This window comes from Novosphingobium profundi, from assembly GCF_018491765.1.
Taxonomy (GTDB): Bacteria; Pseudomonadota; Alphaproteobacteria; order Sphingomonadales; family Sphingomonadaceae; genus Novosphingobium; species Novosphingobium profundi.
The window spans coordinates 1-20,502 of sequence record NZ_JABWCU010000039.1; the positions used below are offsets into that span (position 1 = coordinate 1).

The following is a 20,502-nucleotide window of genomic DNA, read 5'->3' on the forward strand; positions in this document are numbered from 1 at the left end:
TGACGCTGGAAACTCTCGGCTCGGTGAGCCATAACCCCATTGTCAGCTTGCCAGCACTGGCCGCCTGACCTGAACCCGATCCTGCCGTAGATCGACGGTTCCTACACCACCCCGTGGGACACGACCTCGCCTTTGCAATCACCTTTGCCTGGCTTCGATCCATGGCCGGGATCTTCACTCGACCGAGCGCCGTCAGGAAGATCTCTCGCCCAGCGTCCTTCGCTGCGAGTGCAGCAGCTTTGGATCGTTCATTGAGTTCCGCGAGTTCCTGTTTGAGCTGTTCGCGGCGGGCTTCAATTGCGGTCAGATCGTCGGTCTTAGCAGCCGGTCGAGCCATGACTTACTCCGGTAAAAGATGGGTGGGATCGGCAGGAATCATGGCTCAGGTTGGTTTGGATTGCCAGAATGGGTTTCTGAAAATCCAAACAAATTGACGCGCGCTAAGGGCGCTCAGTCTCACCGGAATATGGTGTGCTTAGGGCGCTCTCGGTGGGGCCTTGGCGCTCCCGTTTCAAAGCCCATTTCCGCTTCCACGTTTTTCGGCAGATTCCCTTGAGGGGGAAGGGCGCTTGTTGTAGGAAGGAGTAGTGGTTAGGTATGGCAGGATATGCTAATTGGCACCAATGATAACATTGGTTCATTTGGCGGCCGCTGCACGGGGCTTCTAAGTCATGATGGTGGGTGCACGATTGTCCGAGGAACTGGTGGCCGAGATCGATCGTCTCGCCATCGCCCAGGGACAGAGCCGTGCGTCGTGGATCGCCAGCACCTTGCAGCGCGCAGCGCTGGCATCCGAGAACGATAACCTGCCGGTGACCGAGGTGCAGGGCAGGGGCCATCCTGACGACTATGTGCGCGTCACTGTTCGCCTGCATCGCCACGAAATCGAGGCGATCGAGGGCGTGGCCGGACCTCTGCATCTCACCCGAAACGAATGGATCAAGCGCACCTTGCGTTGGGCCCTTTGGGACAAGGCGGGGGCGCTACGGCTTGCGCCTGTGAGCCAGACCGAGCTTGGCAAGCTGCGTAAGCAGATCCTCGCGATTGGCCGAAACATCAACCAGGCGGTGCACGCGATGAACGCGGCAAACCAGCCTGAAAGCCGCCTCGAATTGCATCGCGTGGCCGCGCAGTTTCTCGAGACCTGCGCCGACCTGAAGGCGCAGGTGTTCAAGACCCGGCGCGAGCTATCGTCCTATGTCGGCGGTGAAGTCGGATATTGGATCGAGGTACACAAGGCACAGGGCGAGGACGGAGAGGGATGAGCTTTCGCTTCACACCCGGTACGCTCGACAGTCTGGCGGGCATCTATGCGCCGCCCAAGAAGCGCAAGCCAGGAAGCGGGGGCGGGAAGGCGTCGGCTCCTAAAGCTGGGGGAACGCTCCTTGCCTTCGCGGTCTCTTCACTGCTTCCTTCCCCGTCCAAACCGAGGAGCGAGAACCGGCCCAGCGCACAGGCCAAGCATGCCTTCGGGGGTAGTAGCTCGGCGTCGGCGACTGGCCGCGCCATCCGTACCATGGAGTGCACGGCGCGCCGGGCGCCGGAGGTCGTGGTGCGCATCACCGGGCGCCAGCATGGCGGCGGGCATGTCCTTGCAAACTTCTCCTACATCAGCCGTCTGGGGCACGGAGAGGACGTTCAGGTGCCTCTCTACACGAGCGATGGCGATGTTCTTCGCGATGGACAGGACATGCGCATTCTCGCCCAGGACTGGCAGGAATGGGAAGTCGGAGGCGATGATCGGCGCAAGGGCGCGACCTCGATTTCGATGGTCCTTTCGATGCCCGCCGCGACCGATCCCGAGGCGCTGAAGGCGTCGGCACTCGATTTCGCTCGTGAGGAATTTGCCAATCGCTTGTGGGTTGCCGCTCTCCACGTCGACCGGGATCACCCGCATGTTCACCTGACAATTGCGCGTCGCGATCATGATGGGCGGCGCTTTCATCCGAACCGTGATGACCTCTTCCGGTATCGTCAGCGGTTCGCCCAAAAGCTGCGTGATCGCGGAATTGAGGCGAACGCGACGCCGGCACGGGCGCGCGGGATTGATCCTACGCATGAGCCAATCGCGGCGAAGAAGATGCGCGAGAAGGGGCGGGTGCCGCAGATCGACAAGAGCCGGGCCGAACGTGCGCAGGGGTTCCGCGATAGAGGCGTCCCCGATCCGGTGAAGCAGGTCTTGGCCGATCGCCACGCGACGGTTTTGCAGATTTACGCCAAGTCGATCATGGAGCTGTCTTCGTCTCCCTCGCTGTCCGACCAGGTAACGGCGCAGACGCTATCCAAGTTCATCGAGACGATGCCGGAGCCCGAAAGCAATTCGGAGCGGGCGGTGCGGCTCAGGCTTGAAGCAGAGCGTGGGTCGCGACTGGTCGATGATCGCGATCCGATTGCCCGAGCGCTTGCGAAACATGAGCAGCGGAGTCTCGGCGCCCAGGAATCGGAATGGGCGGAGGCGGGTGTCCGGCCATCTGACAAGCCGAGCGGCAATGCGCTCGATGATGGCGTCTCGGATAGGCTCAAGGCCTTCATTGAGAAGGCTGGCGAAGATAAGTCGGAAGGTTCCCTCGATCGAGCCGATGACATTCTCCGGCGTGTTCGCGAACGTGATTTGGAGCGCCAACAGCGTGACATTGATCGGTCCAAGGATCGAGGAGGGCCCCAACGATGACGGACGAGGGCACGCGCCTTGCTGTCGCGGCGATCCTTGAAACCGTGATGGCAATGCAGTCCGAAATGGCGGCGATGAATGCCAGGCAGGTCGAGATCCTCGACCGCCTGAATCAAATCGATGCCGGGCTTGCGGCGACGACGGATCTTGTGCCGATGCTGGAGATTATTCTCGCGCGCCTCATTGAAGATCGGGAGCGCCAGGCCGAGGGCTTTGAACGGACCGCCGAACTGGCCGCTTTCGCCCATGCCGCCGCGAGTGGGCAGGGCGAACCATTGCCGGATGAACTTGCAGATCACGCATTATTGAAGCGTTTTGCCTATCTGCAAACGGCCGAGCGCGAGCCAATCGATCCGGCCCTTGCGCGCTGGAGGCAAGAGGTGAAGCGTGCCTCTACGGAGGAACTGACCAAGGTTCTGAAGGCCCAGTATATGCCGTCGCCGACGGAGCCAGTCGACGTTCGGGTGCTACGCTTTCGCTTGGCTGCGATTACGCGCGATGAACTCAAGGTGCGCGGCGCTGTGTTGCCGCCCGCGCGCCCACCGGCCATTGTTCGCGATCACTCCGTCATGTCGAAGCAGGCGCGCATCGCTGAACTCGCCGCACTCTGGCGGGTGGGCGATAGCCTTGCTCTCCACGGCGATGCCGAACTCGCTGGTGCGATCGACTATATGGGGCGAACCCGGGCTCGTCTCTTGGCCGAGGGGAACTCTCCCGATTTGGTCGACGACTTGATGGCGCAACTTCACGAGAAAATTGGCGATGAGATGGCTGGCGGGCAGGTTGTGAAGCGTCAAACCGCACCTGGGTATGATGCGCCTGATCGGGAAAATGGCAAAGATTCTGAGCTGGGAGCGGCCCGCGAAACGGACCCAAATATACGCTAGCTCTTTTTCCGATAGGCGTCAGAGGTGGTCGCTCGAGGACTGAATTGACGTGTCAGGGAGTGGACCGACCGCTTTCCCTGGCCGTCGAAATAAGTAGCTAAGATGGGCAGTGAACGGTCATTTAAGTCTGATCAGGTAAGAATATTCCTGTCAGGCGGATACCTAGTGCCAACCCATTGCAGCGTTAAACTTGGAAAAAGACACAGATCTATTGGGCGTGATATAGCATCGATAAATATTGAGTAGGTTTTGTAATATTTTTACTTTAAAAGCGATGCAATGTAATGTTATATCCTAATGTAAATTTAGTGTGACACCTATTTGCATTGAATTAACAAGTGACTTGCACTTGTTTTTGCTTTATCGGCGCTCGTTATGCGCGCTGTTGGGCACATTCTACTTCTATGGCTTATGGCGTTGTCCATGCTGACGACGACTGCCGTCCATGCGCAGGAATTTCCGACTTCTGCAGCCGTAGATTGCTCTGGGTTTGTGCACAGCGAAGGCGATTGCGATGAGTCGCAGGGGGACGCTGATAAGGCCGTCCCGCACCATCACACGAGTTGTCACTCAGGTTTTGCTTCAGTGCCTCAGGCTACCAATAATTTGTTAGTTCTGAGTCCGGCTAAGGTGCGAAACCGCATGTTTGATTCACCTTCTCTAGACCGCTGGGCCATTGGCCCGGACCTGCGGCCTCCAATCGCCTGACATAGTCATAGACAGTCGGCCCATGCCTTAAACAGGTAGGCGGCTATCCGTGTCCTTTGTTCAGGATAATCTCACATGTATCGCTTATTTGCAGCCTTGCTGGCTGCCACGTCTTGCGCCGCCGTGGCGCAAGCGCAGGAATCGAGTACAGCTTCCTCTTCCCCGTCTGTATTGACGTTGGATCAGGCCGTAGCTGCAGCCGGAGGATCGGCGCCCGCCACCGATGCCGCACACGCCGGGATTGAAGCGGCTCAGGCCGCGCGGACTGTCGCCGGTCTGCGCCCCAATCCCTCGGTTCAGACCCAGATCGAAAATGTAGCGGGGTCGGACCAGTATCGCGGCTTAAACAGCGCGGAAACAACCGTTAACTTTGCGGTGCCCATCGAGTTGGGTGGCAAGCGCTCGGCCCGGATTGCCGTCGCCGATACGCAGATCGACCGGGCTGTGCTCGTGGCTGCCATTACACAGGCTGACATTCGCCTGCAGGTAACCCAACTCTACATTGAAGCCGCCGTTGCACAGCGCCGGCTCGAGATCGCCCGTGATCAATCACGGATCGCCGGCGATGTCGCCAAAGCCGCAAGAATTCGAGTCCAGGCCGGCCGCGCCTCACCCATAGAGGAGCAGCGCGCAGACGTGGCCCGTATCAATGCCGAGGCAGGTGTCGAACGTGCGGCACGGCACGCAAGAGCAGCACAGGCCAATCTCGCGAGGCGGATCGGCGCATCCGTTTCAGGCACCGTAGACGCGCAGTGGCTCGAGCAGTTGCCAGGCCGTGCAATGGGACCAGACCTGGACACATCAGCTGCCGGTACGCTGACGCTGGCAGCAGCCCAGGCCGACTTTGCGGTCGCCGATGCGCAGGTCAAGCTCGCTCGGTCGCAGCGGGTTCCCGATATCAACGTTGGGCCGGGGCTGCGCAGACTGTCGCAGACCAACGATACGGCGTTCGTTTTCAGCATCTCAATGCCAATTCCGCTGTTCAATTCAGGCGAAGCGGCGGTTGCGCAGGCGAGCGCTGAACGTAACCGCGCGGAAGCGCAGACCCGGATGACTGCGCTCGACGTCGAGCAAGCCATCACTAACGCACGAGCCGACGCGGACAATGCGGCCGTAACAGCGCGCGCTGCAACGGGCCCGGCGCTTGCCGCAGCCCTGGAAGCCGCGCGGATAGCCCGCATCGGCTACCGCGAAGGCAAATTTGGCCAGCTCGACCTGCTCGATGCCGAACGCACGCTGGCCGAAACCCGTCTCGCCGCCATCGATGCCCTCGCCGCCTACCAGAATGCTCGCGCGCAGCTGGAGCGCCTGACCGCGCCCGCGCCGCAATAGAGGAATTGACAGAAATGAACTCACGAAAAATCGCTTGCGCCAGCCTCGCGCTGCCGCTCGCCCTCGTTCTCGCTGCCTGTGGCGGCAAGTCTGAGGAAGCCGGCGACGCTGCGCCAAAAGAAGCTGCAGCCGAAGCAAATCCTGCAGAGAAGGGTAAGATCACGCTGAGCGCAGAGCAGATCGCCTCGGCAGGGGTGAAGATCGGCCGGCCCGTTGTCGGCGGCGCCGGCACCGTTGAATTGCCCGCGATGATCGAGGGTGATCCCAACGGAACCCAAGTCGTTTCCGCTGCCATCGGCGGTCGGGTTGTCTCGCTCACACGCAACCTTGGTCAATCGGTTGGTTCTGGCCAAACGCTGGCAGTCATCGAAAGTCGTGAGGCAGCCTCGCTCAATGCCGAGATCGAAGCGGCGAGGGCCCGTTTGTCGCTAGCGAATTCCAACCTTGCCCGTGAACAACGCCTGTATTCCCAACGCGTCTCGCCCGAGCAGGACCTGATCGCCGCCCGCACCGCCGCGACCGAGGCACGCATTGCCCTCCGTCTGGCCCAGCAGCAGGTGTCAGCAGCCGGCGCCGGAGGCGGTGCGCTCAACCGTATCGGCATCACCGCACCGATTTCCGGACAGGTGATTTCCCGTAGCGTCACGCTGGGACAGACGGTCGCCGCTGATGCCGAGCTGTTCCGCGTGGCCAACCTGTCCAACGTCTCACTCTCACTAAACCTCCTGCCCCAAGATGCTGGACGCGTGCGCCCCGGCGCAACGGTGACGGTAAAAGCTGCCGGGCGTGAGGCGACGGCCAAGGTCTCGTTCGTCTCGCCCGCGCTCGATGCAGCAACGCGCCAGGTGCCAGTCATCGCCACGCTCGATAATAGCTCTGGCCAGTGGCGCGTCGGCGAACCTGTAACCGCCTCGGTGACGCTGACCGGCAACGGTGGCGACAGCGCGGTGCGCGTGCCTTCGACCGCCATTCAAACCGTCGATGGCAAGCCCGCCGTGTTCGTGCGGACTCCCTATGGGTTCAAGGCCATTCCCGTGGCTCTCGGTGATCGCGCGGGCGACAGCGTGATCGTGCGCTCCGGCCTTTCCGGGAGCGAACACATTGCCACCACCAACAGCTTCACGCTCAAGGCCGAACTCGGCAAGGGCGAAGCGGGCGAGGAGGATTGAGCCAATGATCGCCCCTGTCGTTAACTGGGCGGTCCACAAGCGCTGGCTTGTGCTCCTTCTGGTCTCCATCGCCGCCATTATCGGTGCAGTAGCCCTCTCGCGGCTGCCGATCGATGCCGTGCCCGATATCACCAACAATCAGGTCCAGATCAACGTCCGCGCCCCCGCGCTCTCGCCTGAGCTGGTCGAAAAGCAAGTCGCCTTTCCCATCGAGACCGCGCTCGCGGGCATTCCCGGCCTCGAATACTCCCGTTCGCTCAGTCGCAATGGCTTTGCACAGGTCACAGCCGTTTTCTCGGATTCGACCGATATTTACTTCGCGCGCCAGCAGGTCGGTGAACGGTTGACCGGGGTCAAGGAAAACCTGCCTGACGGCGTGAACCCGGAGATGGGGCCGATCGCCACGGGTCTCGGCGAAGTCTACATGTGGACCGTTCGCCTCGATCATCGCAAGGACGACAAGCACCAGCCTGGGGAACCAGGCATGCAGCCCGACGGCAGCTACATCACGCCAGAGGGTGAGCGGCTGACCAACGACACCGAGAAGGCAACCTACTTGCGCACCGCGCAGGATTGGATCGTGGCACCGCTATTAAAGAACACGGCGGGGCTGGCTGGTGTCGATTCCATCGGCGGCTATGCCAAGCAGTTCCTCGTCGTTCCCGATGTGCAGCGGCTTGCCTCGATGGGCATCACGCTCACCGAACTCGGTAATGCGCTCGAACGCAACAATGTCAGCGTCGGCGGCGGTTTCGTCGAGCGCAATGGTGAGGGCCTTGCCGTCCGTGCCGACGCGCTCGTACGCAATGCGCGCGAACTGAGCCAGATCGTCGTCGCCACCCGCGAGGGCGTGCCCGTCACGCTCGGCCAGGTCGCGCAGGTCCGCACCGGGCAGGCGATCCGTATGGGCTCGGCGTCCGAGAACGGCACCGAAGTGGTCGTCGGCACCGCGATCATGCGGATCGGCGAGAATAGCCGGACGGTGGCAACGGCAGTGGCCGATCGCCTTCAGGGCATCAATGCCTCGCTACCGCCAGACGTCGTGGTTCAGCCGGTGCTCAACCGCACCACGCTGGTGAACTCGACGATCAAGACGGTCGGTAAGAACCTCGGCGAAGGCGCACTGCTTGTCATCATTGTGTTGTTCGCACTGCTCGGCAACTTCCGCGCTGCGCTGATTGCGGCGCTCGTTATTCCCATCACCATGATGCTGACAGGTTTCGGCATGCTGAAAGCCGGCGTCTCGGCCAACCTCATGAGCTTGGGTGCGCTCGATTTCGGGCTCATCGTCGACGGCGCGGTCATCATCGTCGAAAATGCGCTGAGACGCATGGCCGAGCATCAACATCATGAAGGACGACTGCTGACCGTCAAGGAGCGTCTCGACACCGTAGCCCATGCCGCACGCGAGATGATCAAGCCGTCAGTCTACGGGCAGGCGATTATCATTCTGGTGTATATGCCTTTGCTCACGCTGACCGGCGTCGAGGGTAAGACCTTTGTGCCGATGGCACTTACCGTCATCATCGCGCTGGCTTGTGCCTTTGTCCTTTCTCTCACCTTCGTCCCCGCCCTGATCGCCCTCTGGCTTTCGAAGCGGATCGAGGAGAAGGAAGGCCGGATCATGACCTGGCTCAAGGCTCGCTACGAGCCCGGCCTCGACCGCGCGATGAAGCGGCCGACCCTTACCGTCGGTGTCGGCATCGGCGGATTTGTAGCCGCAGTCTTCGCGTTCATGTCGCTGGGACAGGTATTCCTGCCTCAGCTCGATGAAGGCGATCTGCTGATCCAGGCGCTGCGTATCCCGGCAACTTCGGTCCAGCAGAGCCAGGCGATGCAGGTACCGATCGAGCAGATGATGTCGAAGCAGCCGGAAGTGAAGTTTGTCTTCTCCAAGACCGGCACGGCCGAACTGGCATCGGACCCTATGCCGCCTAACGCCACCGACATGTTCGTGATCCTCAAGGATCGCTCCGAATGGCCGGATCCCAAGCTTTCGAAGGACGATCTCGTTGCGCGCATCGAGAAGAACCTCGCGAAGTTCCCAGGCAACGTCTACGAGATCACCCAGCCCATCCAGATGCGCTTCAATGAGCTCATCGCCGGTGTGCGCGGTGACATCGCGGTGAAAGTTTATGGCGACGACTTCGACGCCATGAACGCCACTGCCGAGAAGATCGCCGACGTGCTGCGCCGCACGAAAGGCGCTGCCGACGTGAAGGTCGAGCAGACCACGGGCCTGCCGATGCTCGACATCAGGGTCAATCGCGACGCCATGGCCCGCCTCGGCGTCTCGGCGCAGGACGTGCAGGATATCGTCAACGCTACTGTGGGCGGCAAGCAGGCCGGCATGATCTTCGAGGGCGATCGCCGCTTCCCGGTGGTCATCCGCCTGTCCGATGCCCAGCGCGCCGACATGTCGACCCTGCAGCAGCTGCAGGTGCCTACTCCTGGCGGACAGTTCGTGCCACTTGCCAGCGTCGCCGATATCCGCGTCGTCGACGGCCCGAACCAGATCAGCCGCGAGAACGGCAAGCGCCGTGTCGTCGTCCAAGCCAACGTGCGTGGCCGCGATGTCGGCAGCGTGGTGGAGGATGCCCAGGCTGCCATCGCCAAGGATGTGCGTCTGCCGTCCGGCAGCTACCTCGAATGGGGCGGGCAGTTCGAGAACCTCGCTTCGGCCCGCGAACGCCTGCAGCTCGTTATCCCGGCGTGCTTCGTGCTGATCCTTCTGCTCCTCTACGGCGCACTCGGATCGGTGAGGGATGCCGCGATCGTGTTCACTGGTGTTCCGCTGGCGCTGGTTGGCGGCGTGATGGCGCTGTTCTTGCGCGGCATGGATTTCTCCGTCTCGGCCGCCGTGGGATTCATCGCGCTCTCCGGCATTGCCGTGCTCAACGGCCTCGTCATGGTCTCCTCAATCCAGGAGCTCATGCGATCCGGGATGCGGCGTGAGGAGGCGGCCAGACTGGGCGCTCTGCAGCGCTTGCGCCCGGTCGTCATGACCGCTCTCGTTGCAAGCCTCGGCTTCGTGCCGATGGCGCTTGGCAGCGGGGCTGGCGCCGAAGTCCAGAAGCCGGTCGCCACCGTTGTGATCGGCGGTTTGATCTCGGCAACGCTTCTGACCCTGTTCGTGCTGCCTACGCTTTACGCGCGGTATGGCCGCAAGGACATGGTCGAAGAGGATGACGAGCCGGTAGCGGAAGCACTCAGCAGTGAGGCTCACCCCGCAATCTGAAGGACGAAAAAGGGGGAGGTTGCTCAGCAACCTCCCAACCTTTCCGGAAAGGGTTTACGGATGAAAGAGATAACCAGCTTTCACCTTAAGGCACCCCCGAAACGTGTTTGGGCAGTCCTCTCGAATCTGAGCGGGTACGGCTCGTGGCATCCCCTCTATCGCTTCGGGGAAGGTCTAGTTACACCTCGTGCCATTATTCAGCTGTCGTGGCTGATTTCGGGCGACTTTCGCATTAATATGGACGTCGAGGTCTTTCACTACGACGAAGGCGCCGCGATCGGTTGGAGAACCGGGCACCGGTATCTCATCCTGATCGAGGAAAGCTTCGAGATCATCGAAGATAACGCCGGGACCTATGTCTACCATAGCATTGAATGTCGCGGGTGGGTCAGCGCCTTGATCTGGCAGTTCACGAAACGCGGGCTGCGCCGGCGCTTGGCCATCGAGAGCGGGATTCTGGCGCGGAGGGTCGAAGGAAACCAGCGCAACTACACCGTAGGCAACCGCCACAAACGGCGAAGCCTCAAGGCCCAGGCCAGTCACCGTGCGAATGACGAATGACATGCAGCCATGACTGCTCGGCGGAATGCTGCCCAAAAGATCGACCGAAATCAAAGTCTGAAAAGGAACTAGCGATGGTTCAAGAAGTCACCCCTCAAGGATTGCTGTGCCCCATTTGCCGCGTCGACCTCGTGATGACCGATCGTCAAGGCATCGAGATCGACTATTGCCCAAAATGCCGGGGCGTGTGGCTCGATAGGGGCGAACTCGACAAGATCATCGAGCGAAGCATTGGCGAAGTGGCACCACGGGCAAGTCAAGGAAACTACCCTTCGACGTCACAGGGCAAACACCGCGCCGGTCACGACGACCGCCGCTCCGGTGGGCACCATGGCCGCCGCAAAGGCTTCCTGCGCGAGCTCTTTGATTGATCATGGCATACGGTCGCCTCGCACAACGGGTCGCACACTGTGTGAGCGCAATCACCGCCGCCGAAGGCGCACCCCTTCGGCGGCGGACCAACTATCAGTTGGCTCGAAGCAGGCGGCTCCCATCAGTTTTCGTAGCAAGCCAGAAGATGCTGGCGGCGCTGGCAATCCTGCCTGCGCTCGCGAACTGTTCCGGTGGGTCTTCCGATGGTTACGCCGAGGAGCGGCATGACCGCAGCAAGGTACCGGGGCTGATTGGCGAACAGAACTACTCCTGCTCGGATGGCTCGAAAATCGATGTCGATTTCCTTGCCGATGGGCTCACGCTCAATCTCACTCACGATGCACATGGTCGTTTCGAGCGGTTGAAGGCAGCAGATACCGGCGCAGCCTTCGTCGGCCCGGAAGTAACGGTCGCCCTATCGCGCGGCGAAAAGCTCACGATTTCCCGCCCCGGACGGCTGCCCATCATGTGCGAGCGGATCAAGAGCGCGGCCGGCAACAAGCTGGGGCCACCATGAAGCACTCAAGCCATGCATCCAACGCGCACCGCTGATTTCCTGAAGGAATAAAACAATGATCGAAAAGTTCCGCCTTGATATCCCTGTGTTGCTACCGGAAGTTCACGACGCCAATGACGCCTGTGTCACTCGTTTGATCGGATCGCTCAAAGGTCGCGCCGGCGTCGAGGACGCTCATGTAACGAAGGAAGGCCCTTCCGCGCAGGCGCTGCTCTGCATCCACTATGAACCGAGCATCATTTCGCTCAGCCGCATCCGCGAGCTGGCAGTTGCTGCTGGGGCCGAGATTGCGGCCCGGTTTGCCCATCGTGTTTGGACCGTAAACGGTATCAACCACCAGCGCCGCGCACGCACCGTGACGGATCAGCTCCTCACGCTGCCGGGCATCATTGAAGCAGACGCCTCCCCTGCAGGCAGCGTTCGAGTGGAGTTCGACCTTACCAAGATCCTGGAAAGCGACATTATCAAGGCTCTGAAAGGTGCTGGCGTCACCCTCGTAAGCGCTTTCGCTGCGCCCGTTGCAAAAGACGCCGGGCATACGCACGATGAAAAGGGTCAGAAACATGCGCCCGACGAAAAGCATGATCACAGCCATGGCGGATTGCTTGGTCCCAACACCGAACTGTTCTTCGCACTGGGCTGCGGCACCGCTTTGGCGATCGGATTCGCAGTCGAGAAGCTGACCGGAAATGTCGGCGTCGCGCTTGGACTTTATCTCGCAGCATACGTCCTCGGCGGGTTTTATACCGTGCGGGAGGCCATCGATAACCTGAAGCTCAAGCGCTTTGAGATTGATACGCTCATGTTGGTTGCGGCTGCCGGCGCCGGAGCGCTGGGCGCTTGGGCTGAAGGTGCATTGCTGCTGTTTCTCTTCAGCCTTGGCCACGCACTCGAACACTACGCGATGGGACGAGCGAAGCGGGCTATTGAGGCATTGGCGCAATTGAGCCCTCCTACCGCCCTGTTGAAACTGCTCGACGGGACGAGCGAAGAAGTGCCGGTCGAGAAACTTGTTCGAGGCGACATTATTGTAGTGAAGCCTGATTCCCGAATTCCCGCAGACGGGTTCATTGTCCTCGGCACTAGCAGCATCAACCAAGCGCCCGTGACTGGAGAGAGCATTCCAGTCGACAAGCAGCCAGTCTCGGATCAACTCGCCGCCCGAGCCAACCCGGATAGTGTGGATGGAGCGAGCCGGGTCTTTGCCGGTACGATCAATGGCAGCGGAATGATCGAAGTCGAAGTCACGCGTCTCTCTAGCGAGAGTACCCTGGCCAAAGTCGTCAAAATGGTCAGCGAGGCGGAAACGCAGAAATCGCCGACGCAGCGCTTCACGGATCGTTTCGAGCGTGTCTTTGTTCCGGCTGTGCTGGCGTTGGCCTTCTTCCTCCTGTTCGCGTGGGCCGTTATCGACGAACCTTTCCGCGACAGCTTCTATCGCGCGATGGCTGTGCTCGTTGCAGCTAGCCCCTGCGCTCTCGCCATCGCTACCCCCAGTGCGGTACTCTCCGGCGTGGCGCGGGCTGCCAGGGGCGGGGTGCTCGTAAAGGGCGGCGGCCCCCTCGAACTCCTCGGATCTCTCGACGCAATCGCCTTCGACAAAACCGGCACGCTCACTAAGGGCGAGCCTCGAATCCAGCAGGTTATCCCTGCGACAGGCGTGGCGCAGGCTGAACTCATGGCTTTGGCAGTCGCCGTCGAAAGCCTCAGCGATCACCCCTTGGCAAAGGCAATTTCTCGCGACGGACGGGAGCTTGCGGGCGGCCAGCCCATTCCGGAGGCTCGGGATTTGAAGAGTCTCACGGGGCGCGGCATCTCGGCGCTTGTCGGTGAGGATCCAATCCTCATCGGCAAGGCCGAGATGTTTGGGGCGGACGGTGTGGCGGCCCTTTCCAGCGAAATGAGCGACGCGATCGCAAAGCTGCGCGATGCTGGACAGACGAGCATGGTTGTGCGGCGAGGCGAACGAGATCTGGGTGCTATCGGCTTGCTCGACACTCCCCGCGAAACAGCGCCCGCTGCGATCGAGCGACTTCGCGATATTGGCATCAAGCGGATGATCATGATTTCCGGAGACCATCAGCGCGTGGCCGAGGCCGTCGCCAAGGAAGTCGGAATCGATGAGGCCTGGGGCGACCTGATGCCGGAAGACAAGGTCGAGGCCATCAAGCGGCTTCGCGACGAGCGAAAAGTCGCGATGGTCGGCGACGGCGTCAACGATGCTCCAGCCATGGCGACCGCGACTGTCGGGATCGCCATGGGAGCCGCCGGCTCTGATGTGGCGCTCGAAACGGCAGACGTGGCGCTCATGGCCGACGACCTGTCCAACCTACCTTTTGCCGTAGGCCTGAGTCGCAGCACGCGCTGGGTGATCCGTCAGAACGTGTTCGTGAGCCTAGGCGTTGTCGCATTTCTCGTTCCCGCCACGATACTTGGCCTTGGCATAGGACCGGCGGTAGCGATGCACGAAGGCTCAACACTCCTCGTCGTGGTAAATGCCCTACGTCTCTTGGCGTACCGCGATTCCCCTGTGGCGACTAAGGAATGAGCTAGAGCAATTCATCAGCGCGATACGCTTTTCCGAAAGGCCGTGATGCAAAGTTTGAAGTGAGGCTCAAAATATCCCCACCGGGGGGATAGGATAGAATCAAAAGACGCGCTATGGGCGATTGATGACCCCGCTAACCGAACTCCTGCAGCAAGGCGCTGCCCACGCCTGGCTCTTCATTCCGACCGCAATTTTGCTCGGCGCCTTGCACGGGCTCGAGCCCGGCCATTCCAAGACGATGATGGCTGCCTTCATCGTCGCGGTGCGGGGAACGGTGCGGCAAGCCGTCCTTCTGGGGCTCGCCGCCACAGTCTCCCATACCGTGATCGTCTGGGTCGTCGCACTGGGCGGAGTGTATCTGTTCCAGGGGCTCAGTCCCGAGGGTATCGAGCCCTATTTTCAGTTCGCCTCCGGGTTGATAATCGTTGCCATGGCCTCTTGGATGCTCTGGCGCATTCGCCATGACCATGCGCATGATCACCATGACCATGACCATGACCATGACCATGGGCACGGCCATCATCATTCTCACGGAGATGGCAGGCACCATCATCACCACGTACACGATCATGATGGCGAGACGATCAATCACGAACTGGAGCACACCCTCGATCTGACCGATGGTGGCTATCAGGATGCCCACGAACGCCAGCACGCCGAGGACATCCGACGTCGCTTTACCGGTCGTGATGTGACAACGGGCCAGATCGTCATGTTCGGCCTCACAGGTGGGCTCATCCCGTGCCCTGGCGCCATCACTGTCCTGTTGCTGTGCCTCCAACTCAAGCGGATTGCACTCGGTTCGGTCCTTGTGCTTTGTTTCAGCATCGGCTTGGCCATGACAATGGTCATGTCCGGCGTGATCGCAGCACTCAGCCTGCGCTATGCGCAAAAGTCATTCGGCGGCTTCGGTTCGCTGGTCCGCAAGGCTCCATATGCCAGCGGGCTCGTGATTCTGTCCTTAGGCCTCTATATTGCGCTAAAGGGCTATCAGACGCTTCCCTGAACGGACATGAGCTTATGAGCCACGCTGCCAGCCCCGACCTTCTCAATCGCCTTCGCCGTGCCAACGGCCATCTCACCAGCATCCTGCGCATGATCGAGGAAGGGGACGACGGGCTCAAGATCGCCCAACAGATGCAGGCGGTCATCGCAGCGCTCGAGAAGACCAAGACCCTGATTGTAACCGATCATATCGAACATCACCTCGAGGACTTGATCGGGCCACTGCCTGGAACTGTTCGTGATGATCTCGCAAAGCTGGGGGAACTGGCCAAATACCTTTAAAAATAGCCATTCGAGTGAATAGGGCTTTTCGTCGGATTACGGCCAGCTTTCAACTGAAATGTAGAACCGGACAGTCCCCCAGCGGCCCATCAGGCTGTTGGGATCAGCACGGAAAATAGGTCCTTGAACAACATGTGGGCTGTTTGCCGGGGGGCGTGGTTGGCTGTCGCCTGGAGCGCTTTGACCACTGGCATGTTCAGAGGCCTGCCGCTGGATCCGGGTATTCCCGCTTCGCTTTCTCCACTCGCCTCCGCAGCCGTGATGATGCGAAGGCTTCGTGCCGGCACCGAAGGATCGGGGCGGATCGTCGGCATCGCTGGCGCTTGCACCTTCGTCAGCGCGAGCATGTCCTTCTCCTGATAGTAGCGGATCTTCTTGCCGTAGATGGGCGGGATGCCCGAGCGCAGTACGATCAGATCCTTCTCGGGTAGCAAGAGCAGCTCTTGCGGGAGCAGGAGCGCGCGGCGCTGATCGGATTCCGATACCGAACCGCCACCACGGCCCCAGGCGCCGAACGAACGGGACTTCGCGCGGAAGGTGTAGGTGCCCAGGCGCTCCGAGACGTTCTTGGCGTCGTTGATCTCCTTGGGTCGCATGACGATCTGCACGCCGCAGTTCGCGGAGATCTCCTTGGCCACCTTGTCGCCGTAGATGTGGTCGAGCTGGGAGAAGTTCTGGATCACGGGGAGGAGGCGAATGCCATAACCCGCCACATAGCTGAAGCCGCTGGCGATGACCGAGGCCCGGCCGAGGCGGGTGAACTCGTCGAGCAGAAGGAGCAGGCGCACGTTGTGCCGGTCGGCCGAGGGCAGTTCGCGCACGTTGAGGTCGATGAGCTGTTGGAAGAGCAGGTTGTAGATCGGCGCGACCCGCTCGAGGTCGTCAGGCGAGACGCCGAGGTAGAGTGAGATCCGCTTGTCGCGGAACTGGCGCAGATCGAAGTCGCTCTCGGCCGTTGCCGCATCGACATAGGGGTTGAGCCAGAGGTTGATCTTGGCCGTCACAGACTGGCGAATGGACGTGAACGTGTTGTCCGACGAGGAAATCCAGTCGCGCAGCGCAGAAATGCACGCGCCAGAGAGAGGCTTTCCAGCCTGTTCGCGCTGCTTGATGATTTTGGGGAAGCGGCGCCGGGCATCACCGGCGGCGAATTGGCGATAGACCTCGCCGATCGTGAAGGGCAGGGCGTCCTCGCCATCGTCTACGGTGGCCGCGACATAGGCCGAAACACCAAGGAAGGCCGTGCGCGCGCTTTCGGCCCAGAAATTGTCGCCAGTCAGGGGGAGCGGGAACAGCATGGCCCCGATCTTCTGCAACTCGTTGATGATCTCGACGGGATCGCGCCGGTTGATGTGGCCGAGCGGATTGTAGCGGCACGTCCGTCCTTCCCCGTCGAGCGGGTTGAATAGGAGCGTCTTCTGGCGAAGCCGCCTGGCGCGGTAGCCCGAGGTCAGGTCCCAGTTCTCCTGCTTCACATCGAGGACCACGACGGAATCGGGCCACGACAGCAGGTTCGGGATCACGACGCCCACGCCCTTACCGGCCCGGGTCGGGGCTTCGAGCATGACATGCTCGGTTCCGCCGAAGCGCAGGAACCTGGCGTTGAAGCGCCCCAGGATGATGCCGGCGCCTTCCAGCAGTCGGGCTTCCTTCACTTCGCCAAAGCGCGCCCAGCGCGCCTCGCCGTGCAGTTTTTGCGCGGTGAACATCGAGGCAAAGACGCCGGCCAGGCACAGAGCGAAACTGATCGCGAAACCGAGAAGGAACGGCTGCCAGACGATCGGCATGGATTTCATCGACCAGAGCGCACCGGGCACTTTCGCCCAGGGTGTTTGCATCGAGACCAGATGCGCGCGCCACAGCACCGTGACCGCGCCGATCGCGGCGCTGACCACGAGGCCCACGATCATAAGAAACGCAATGGCGCCCGGTTGGGACGCCCCCGGATTGCGAACCATCTTGCCACTCATGGGCCACTCCTTTGGTTGTCAGTCGTGAGGTTTGCCGGCCGGATCGAACCACACTTCGGTCATCCGGTAGCGGGCCGGTCGCCCGTCGCTGGGCGGAAGGCGGTGCATCTGCACCACAATGTCGACGAGCGAGCGCAGCAGGGCGCGAATGTCGTGGCGGTCGAGGTCGTTGCCGCCTTCGGATTCCTTGACGAGCAAGGTGAGCTGCTCGAGCGCGCCTTCGGCGGTATTGGCATGGACGGTCGTGATCGAGCCGGGGTGCCCGCTGTTGACGTTGCGCAGATAGAAGAACGCGGTTCCGTCGCGCAGCTCCTGGAGGAGAATGCGGTCAGGGCGCATGCGCAGCGCCGATTCCAGCAGTTCCTTGGCCCCGGCCTTCTGCAGACCGTTGCCGTCCTTGGAATACATCATGTGGACCCGATTGCGCTGGGGCACCACCAGTTCGCGCGTGTCCTCGATCGTCAGAATGCGCTCGAAGTCGGGGATCAGCTTGATCAGCGCCTTCGACAAGGTGGTTTTTCCCGAGCCGGTCGCGCCGGAAATCAGGATATTCTTGCGCGCTTCCACCGCGAGCTTGAAAAAGCCGTTCCATTCGCCCGCGGCCCGGTAAGTCAGCAAGGCGTCGTCCACCTCGTTGGTGGAGCCGTGGGCCTTCACTTCGCTGAAGAGGCCCGAGCGGTCGAGATCGCCAAGATCCATCGCCGTGTTCGAGGCCTTGCGGATCGTGATCGAGACGAAGCCGCGCTCGATAGCCGGAGGGATCACGACCTGGGCACGCTCGCCTCCGGGCAGGACCGAGGAGCAGATGGGGTAGTCCTCGCTAATGTCCTGCTTGGTCAGGCCCGCGATAAGCCGGGCCAGCGTCATGAGGCTGGCGTGATCGAGCGAGGGGGCTTCATGCCACTCCCAGCCCTTGCGGCTTTCGACGCCGATCACGCCCGGCTCGTTGATGACCAGTTCGGTCACGTCCTCGCGATCGAGGAGCGGTTGCAGCGGGGCTGCATTGTGCTGGTAGATCGCAGAGACGTTTGCCATCGTTCAGCGCCTCAGCTTGAGGTCATAAACCGGGCTAAAATCGAAGTCCTTGGCGACGAAGATCGCGGCGGTATCGCCCTGGTTCTTCTTCAGGATCGGCTTGATGTTCTTGCTGTCCTGAAGGATCGTGTTGCCCATCTCGCTGGGCACCTGCGTCGTGTAGGTCCCTTCGTTCGCGACGGCGCGACCGGCGATGTTGGAGGCATCCTCGAGCACGCTCATCATGAGAGCTGCACCGAAGCGCGCCCAGAACTGCGTATCGACACCGCCAGACATGCCCGAGCGGCCGAGCGCGTCGGCCGCAGGCGAACCAAGGTCGATCGCAACCCCGCGCGGGGTAAGTGCGCGGGTCCACAGCACGAACATGCGCGCCTGACCTTGCGTGATGCCGCCCGAATATTGCCCCAGGACCTTGGTGCCCTTGTCGAGCAGGACCACGCGGCCGTCCTCGGAATAGACGTCATGGTTGATAACGCACGAGACGAACCCGGCCTGTGTCGAGTTGATCGCGGTCTGCAAGGTACAGGGAATGACGGTGCCGGCGCTCAGCAGGAAGTCGCGGTTCTTGATGAGCGAGGCGCGCACCGTCTCGATCTTCGCGTGTCCAAGCTGGTCGGTGAAGTCCGTCGAGCCCTTGCTGGCCGAACCCGTGCCCGTATCGCTATCTGAGGGAGGGCCAAAGCCGCTGGCGCCGAAGTTGCGCGGGCCGCTCTCCTGGGCCTGTGCACCCGCAGCGGCTGCGCTCCTCGTTGGCGACGCCGTGGAAGTGGACGCCGTGAGGCCATTGGCCTGATAGGCCATGACCGGGGCCCGCCGTGCGGCATCAGCCATTTTCAGGCGCTCCTCATAACGCTTCTGGGCAAGGCTTTCCTCGCCACTGGCGGCCTCGCCCGTTGCCGGGACCGGGTTGCCGCTGGCGTCGATAGTCTGTTGCCCCAGGACCGGACGGCCGAAGACGTCGGTCTGAGCGCTGCCCGCTTGTCCAAGCTGGCCTGCGAGGGCCGCACGCTGCGCGGCGGGTGAGGCTACCACATCATCGACGCTCTTCTGGCTTGCTTGCGCCGGCTCCTCGGCTGCCTTCGCCGACCCGGCGTTGTGAAAGACGCCGTAGCCGATGATGATGCCAAGGATGGTCGCGACCAGGCCGACCCCGGCCCCGACGAAGGCGACGTTGCCCCAATTGGTGCTGTTGCGACCCGCAGGCGATCCGCTCTCTTCGGGAATGGAATCGGCGGGTGCGAGTTCACCGCCGCGATCAATGACGTTCTCGGCCATGTTACTGCCCCTTCACTTTGCGTTCGACGATGTTGGAGACGGTGCCCGTGCGCTCGGCGCGATCGTTGCGGGGCGGGGCCTCGTTGTAGATCGCGAGGACCGCCTTGCCCCGGCGCAGGCGTAGTTCGCGGTAGACGGCGTGGATCACCACGAAGTCGTCGCGCACGTCGTAGGGCACGATCGTCTCGCTCCCGTCCACGTCGACGGCGAAGATTGAGGGAATGTCGGCGTGGCCGGGGAAACGCATCGCCGTGAACTCGCCGTTGTCGGAGATTTCGCTCGGTTGCAGCGAGGCATCGCCCTGCTCGGTGTAGTTGAAGTTGCGCTTGCCCTCGATCACCGCGTGATCGAGCGCGGTCTTGACGATCCGGCTCTGCATGGCCTGAGCGGCTTGAGCCTGCGCCATCTGGACCTGCTCGGCACTCATCGCCTGCTCCGCTTGAGGGTAGTGGAAGCGAATGCCGTACATCGTGGCCGAGGTGCCGAGCGCCAGGTTGAAGTGGTAGGTGCGGGTCATCCCGCCTTCTTGCGTGAGGACGATGAGGTTTGTTCCGGCCGCCTTTTCGCGGGGTTTCAGGAAGACGACATTGCCGACCGGCGCAATCTGCCAGGAGATCGTATCGCCAAGGGCGGCCTGCGTGACGGTCTCGCCAGCGCCGAACTGGATCTCGATCGCGTGGCGGAACTGGCCGACGACCGTCACCACCTGGTCGGGATCGTAATCGACCGTGCGCACCCGCGCGTCCTTCTGGCCTGCAACCGGCGTTTCTGCCGCAAAGCTGGCATGAGGCGCGAGCGTAACGATGACGGTGCCGGCGAGGCTGAAGGTCACCAGCTTGCGCCAGATCGCGTCGATACCGCGCCAGAACGGGCTTCTGGCGCCCGACGAGGTGAGCGCGACCTTGGTGTCTACAGGCGACAGGCGCCGGGCG

The 20,502-nt window shown here is 61.7% G+C and carries 17 protein-coding genes; 12 read left to right on the forward strand and 5 right to left on the reverse strand.

Annotation, left to right across the window (positions count from 1 at the left end; all coding sequences use genetic code 11):
• Window positions 1–337, reverse strand: a 337-nt coding sequence (locus HT136_RS26440) for a hypothetical protein (protein ID WP_246544425.1), incomplete at its 3' end; no start/stop codon positions are given.
• A gap of 334 nt (window positions 338–671) precedes the next feature.
• Here HT136_RS26440 and HT136_RS24910 point away from each other — a divergent pair.
• From HT136_RS24910 to HT136_RS24965, 12 genes are all read left to right on the forward strand, one after another.
• Window positions 672–1,265, forward strand: a complete 594-nt coding sequence (locus HT136_RS24910; protein ID WP_039396111.1) for a ribbon-helix-helix protein, CopG family — start codon at window positions 672–674, stop codon at window positions 1,263–1,265.
• Window positions 1,262–2,671 (forward strand): relaxase/mobilization nuclease domain-containing protein, encoded by a 1,410-nt coding sequence (locus HT136_RS24915; protein ID WP_246544432.1) that lies wholly within the window; start codon window positions 1,262–1,264, stop codon window positions 2,669–2,671. The genes HT136_RS24910 and HT136_RS24915 overlap by 4 nt, the downstream gene beginning before the upstream one ends.
• Window positions 2,668–3,558, forward strand: coding sequence for a hypothetical protein (locus tag HT136_RS24920; protein WP_039396114.1), 891 nt, complete (start codon window positions 2,668–2,670; stop codon window positions 3,556–3,558). The genes HT136_RS24915 and HT136_RS24920 overlap by 4 nt, the downstream gene beginning before the upstream one ends.
• A gap of 783 nt (window positions 3,559–4,341) precedes the next feature.
• A complete protein-coding gene (locus tag HT136_RS24925; protein WP_039396117.1) occupies window positions 4,342–5,598 on the forward strand; it encodes a TolC family protein in 1,257 nt (418 codons plus the stop codon).
• Between the two features lie 14 nt (window positions 5,599–5,612).
• Window positions 5,613–6,767, forward strand: a complete 1,155-nt coding sequence (locus tag HT136_RS24930) for an efflux RND transporter periplasmic adaptor subunit (RefSeq protein WP_039396120.1) — start codon at window positions 5,613–5,615, stop codon at window positions 6,765–6,767.
• A gap of 4 nt (window positions 6,768–6,771) precedes the next feature.
• Window positions 6,772–10,005 (forward strand): efflux RND transporter permease subunit, encoded by a 3,234-nt coding sequence (locus HT136_RS24935; protein WP_039396123.1) that lies wholly within the window; start codon window positions 6,772–6,774, stop codon window positions 10,003–10,005.
• Window positions 10,006–10,065: 60 nt separating this feature from the next.
• Window positions 10,066–10,566, forward strand: a complete 501-nt coding sequence (locus tag HT136_RS24940) for an SRPBCC family protein (protein ID WP_084592325.1) — start codon at window positions 10,066–10,068, stop codon at window positions 10,564–10,566.
• 74 nt (window positions 10,567–10,640) lie between these two features.
• On the forward strand, window positions 10,641–10,937 hold the full coding sequence (locus HT136_RS24945) for a TFIIB-type zinc ribbon-containing protein (RefSeq protein ID WP_039396129.1): 297 nt from the start codon (window positions 10,641–10,643) through the stop codon (window positions 10,935–10,937).
• 146 nt (window positions 10,938–11,083) lie between these two features.
• Complete coding sequence (locus tag HT136_RS24950; protein WP_214202530.1) at window positions 11,084–11,455, forward strand: hypothetical protein; 372 nt, start codon at window positions 11,084–11,086, stop codon at window positions 11,453–11,455.
• A gap of 55 nt (window positions 11,456–11,510) precedes the next feature.
• Complete coding sequence (locus HT136_RS24955) at window positions 11,511–14,003, forward strand: heavy metal translocating P-type ATPase (RefSeq protein ID WP_214202531.1); 2,493 nt, start codon at window positions 11,511–11,513, stop codon at window positions 14,001–14,003.
• 124 nt (window positions 14,004–14,127) lie between these two features.
• Window positions 14,128–15,009, forward strand: coding sequence for a nickel/cobalt efflux transporter (locus tag HT136_RS24960; RefSeq protein WP_039396132.1), 882 nt, complete (start codon window positions 14,128–14,130; stop codon window positions 15,007–15,009).
• Between the two features lie 14 nt (window positions 15,010–15,023).
• Window positions 15,024–15,290, forward strand: a complete 267-nt coding sequence (locus tag HT136_RS24965) for a metal-sensing transcriptional repressor (protein ID WP_039396135.1) — start codon at window positions 15,024–15,026, stop codon at window positions 15,288–15,290.
• An 89-nt stretch (window positions 15,291–15,379) separates the two neighbouring features.
• On the opposite strand, the gene HT136_RS24970 is transcribed toward HT136_RS24965, so the two are convergent.
• From HT136_RS24970 to HT136_RS24985, 4 genes are all read right to left on the reverse strand, one after another.
• Window positions 15,380–17,260, reverse strand: coding sequence for a type IV secretory system conjugative DNA transfer family protein (locus HT136_RS24970; protein ID WP_148311209.1), 1,881 nt, complete (start codon window positions 17,258–17,260; stop codon window positions 15,380–15,382).
• An 18-nt stretch (window positions 17,261–17,278) separates the two neighbouring features.
• Window positions 17,279–18,295 carry a P-type DNA transfer ATPase VirB11 gene (gene virB11 / locus HT136_RS24975; RefSeq protein WP_039396138.1) on the reverse strand — a complete coding sequence of 339 codons (1,017 nt, stop codon included), beginning with the start codon at window positions 18,293–18,295 and terminating at the stop codon, window positions 17,279–17,281.
• A gap of 3 nt (window positions 18,296–18,298) precedes the next feature.
• Window positions 18,299–19,570, reverse strand: a complete 1,272-nt coding sequence (gene virB10 / locus HT136_RS24980) for a type IV secretion system protein VirB10 (RefSeq protein WP_039396141.1) — start codon at window positions 19,568–19,570, stop codon at window positions 18,299–18,301.
• 1 nt (window position 19,571) lies between these two features.
• A partial coding sequence (locus tag HT136_RS24985) for a TrbG/VirB9 family P-type conjugative transfer protein (RefSeq protein ID WP_214202532.1) occupies window positions 19,572–20,502 on the reverse strand: 931 nt, incomplete at its 5' end.

What these genes read in the sequence shown, in the direction of transcription:
- virB11 (WP_039396138.1), bottom strand. Translation starts at nt 18,295, where the DNA reads ATGGCAAACGTCTCTGCGATCTACCAGCACAATGCAGCCCCGCTGCAA.
- HT136_RS24910 (WP_039396111.1), top strand. Translation starts at nt 672, where the DNA reads ATGATGGTGGGTGCACGATTGTCCGAGGAACTGGTGGCCGAGATCGAT.
- HT136_RS24965 (WP_039396135.1), top strand. Translation starts at nt 15,024, where the DNA reads ATGAGCCACGCTGCCAGCCCCGACCTTCTCAATCGCCTTCGCCGTGCC.
- HT136_RS24960 (WP_039396132.1), top strand. Translation starts at nt 14,128, where the DNA reads ATGACCCCGCTAACCGAACTCCTGCAGCAAGGCGCTGCCCACGCCTGG.
- HT136_RS24920 (WP_039396114.1), top strand. Translation starts at nt 2,668, where the DNA reads ATGACGGACGAGGGCACGCGCCTTGCTGTCGCGGCGATCCTTGAAACC.
- HT136_RS24925 (WP_039396117.1), top strand. Translation starts at nt 4,342, where the DNA reads ATGTATCGCTTATTTGCAGCCTTGCTGGCTGCCACGTCTTGCGCCGCC.
- HT136_RS24945 (WP_039396129.1), top strand. Translation starts at nt 10,641, where the DNA reads ATGGTTCAAGAAGTCACCCCTCAAGGATTGCTGTGCCCCATTTGCCGC.
- HT136_RS24940 (WP_084592325.1), top strand. Translation starts at nt 10,066, where the DNA reads ATGAAAGAGATAACCAGCTTTCACCTTAAGGCACCCCCGAAACGTGTT.
- HT136_RS24955 (WP_214202531.1), top strand. Translation starts at nt 11,511, where the DNA reads ATGATCGAAAAGTTCCGCCTTGATATCCCTGTGTTGCTACCGGAAGTT.
- HT136_RS24935 (WP_039396123.1), top strand. Translation starts at nt 6,772, where the DNA reads ATGATCGCCCCTGTCGTTAACTGGGCGGTCCACAAGCGCTGGCTTGTG.
- HT136_RS24930 (WP_039396120.1), top strand. Translation starts at nt 5,613, where the DNA reads ATGAACTCACGAAAAATCGCTTGCGCCAGCCTCGCGCTGCCGCTCGCC.
- HT136_RS24970 (WP_148311209.1), bottom strand. Translation starts at nt 17,260, where the DNA reads ATGAGTGGCAAGATGGTTCGCAATCCGGGGGCGTCCCAACCGGGCGCC.
- virB10 (WP_039396141.1), bottom strand. Translation starts at nt 19,570, where the DNA reads ATGGCCGAGAACGTCATTGATCGCGGCGGTGAACTCGCACCCGCCGAT.
- HT136_RS24950 (WP_214202530.1), top strand. Translation starts at nt 11,084, where the DNA reads ATGCTGGCGGCGCTGGCAATCCTGCCTGCGCTCGCGAACTGTTCCGGT.
- HT136_RS24915 (WP_246544432.1), top strand. Translation starts at nt 1,262, where the DNA reads ATGAGCTTTCGCTTCACACCCGGTACGCTCGACAGTCTGGCGGGCATC.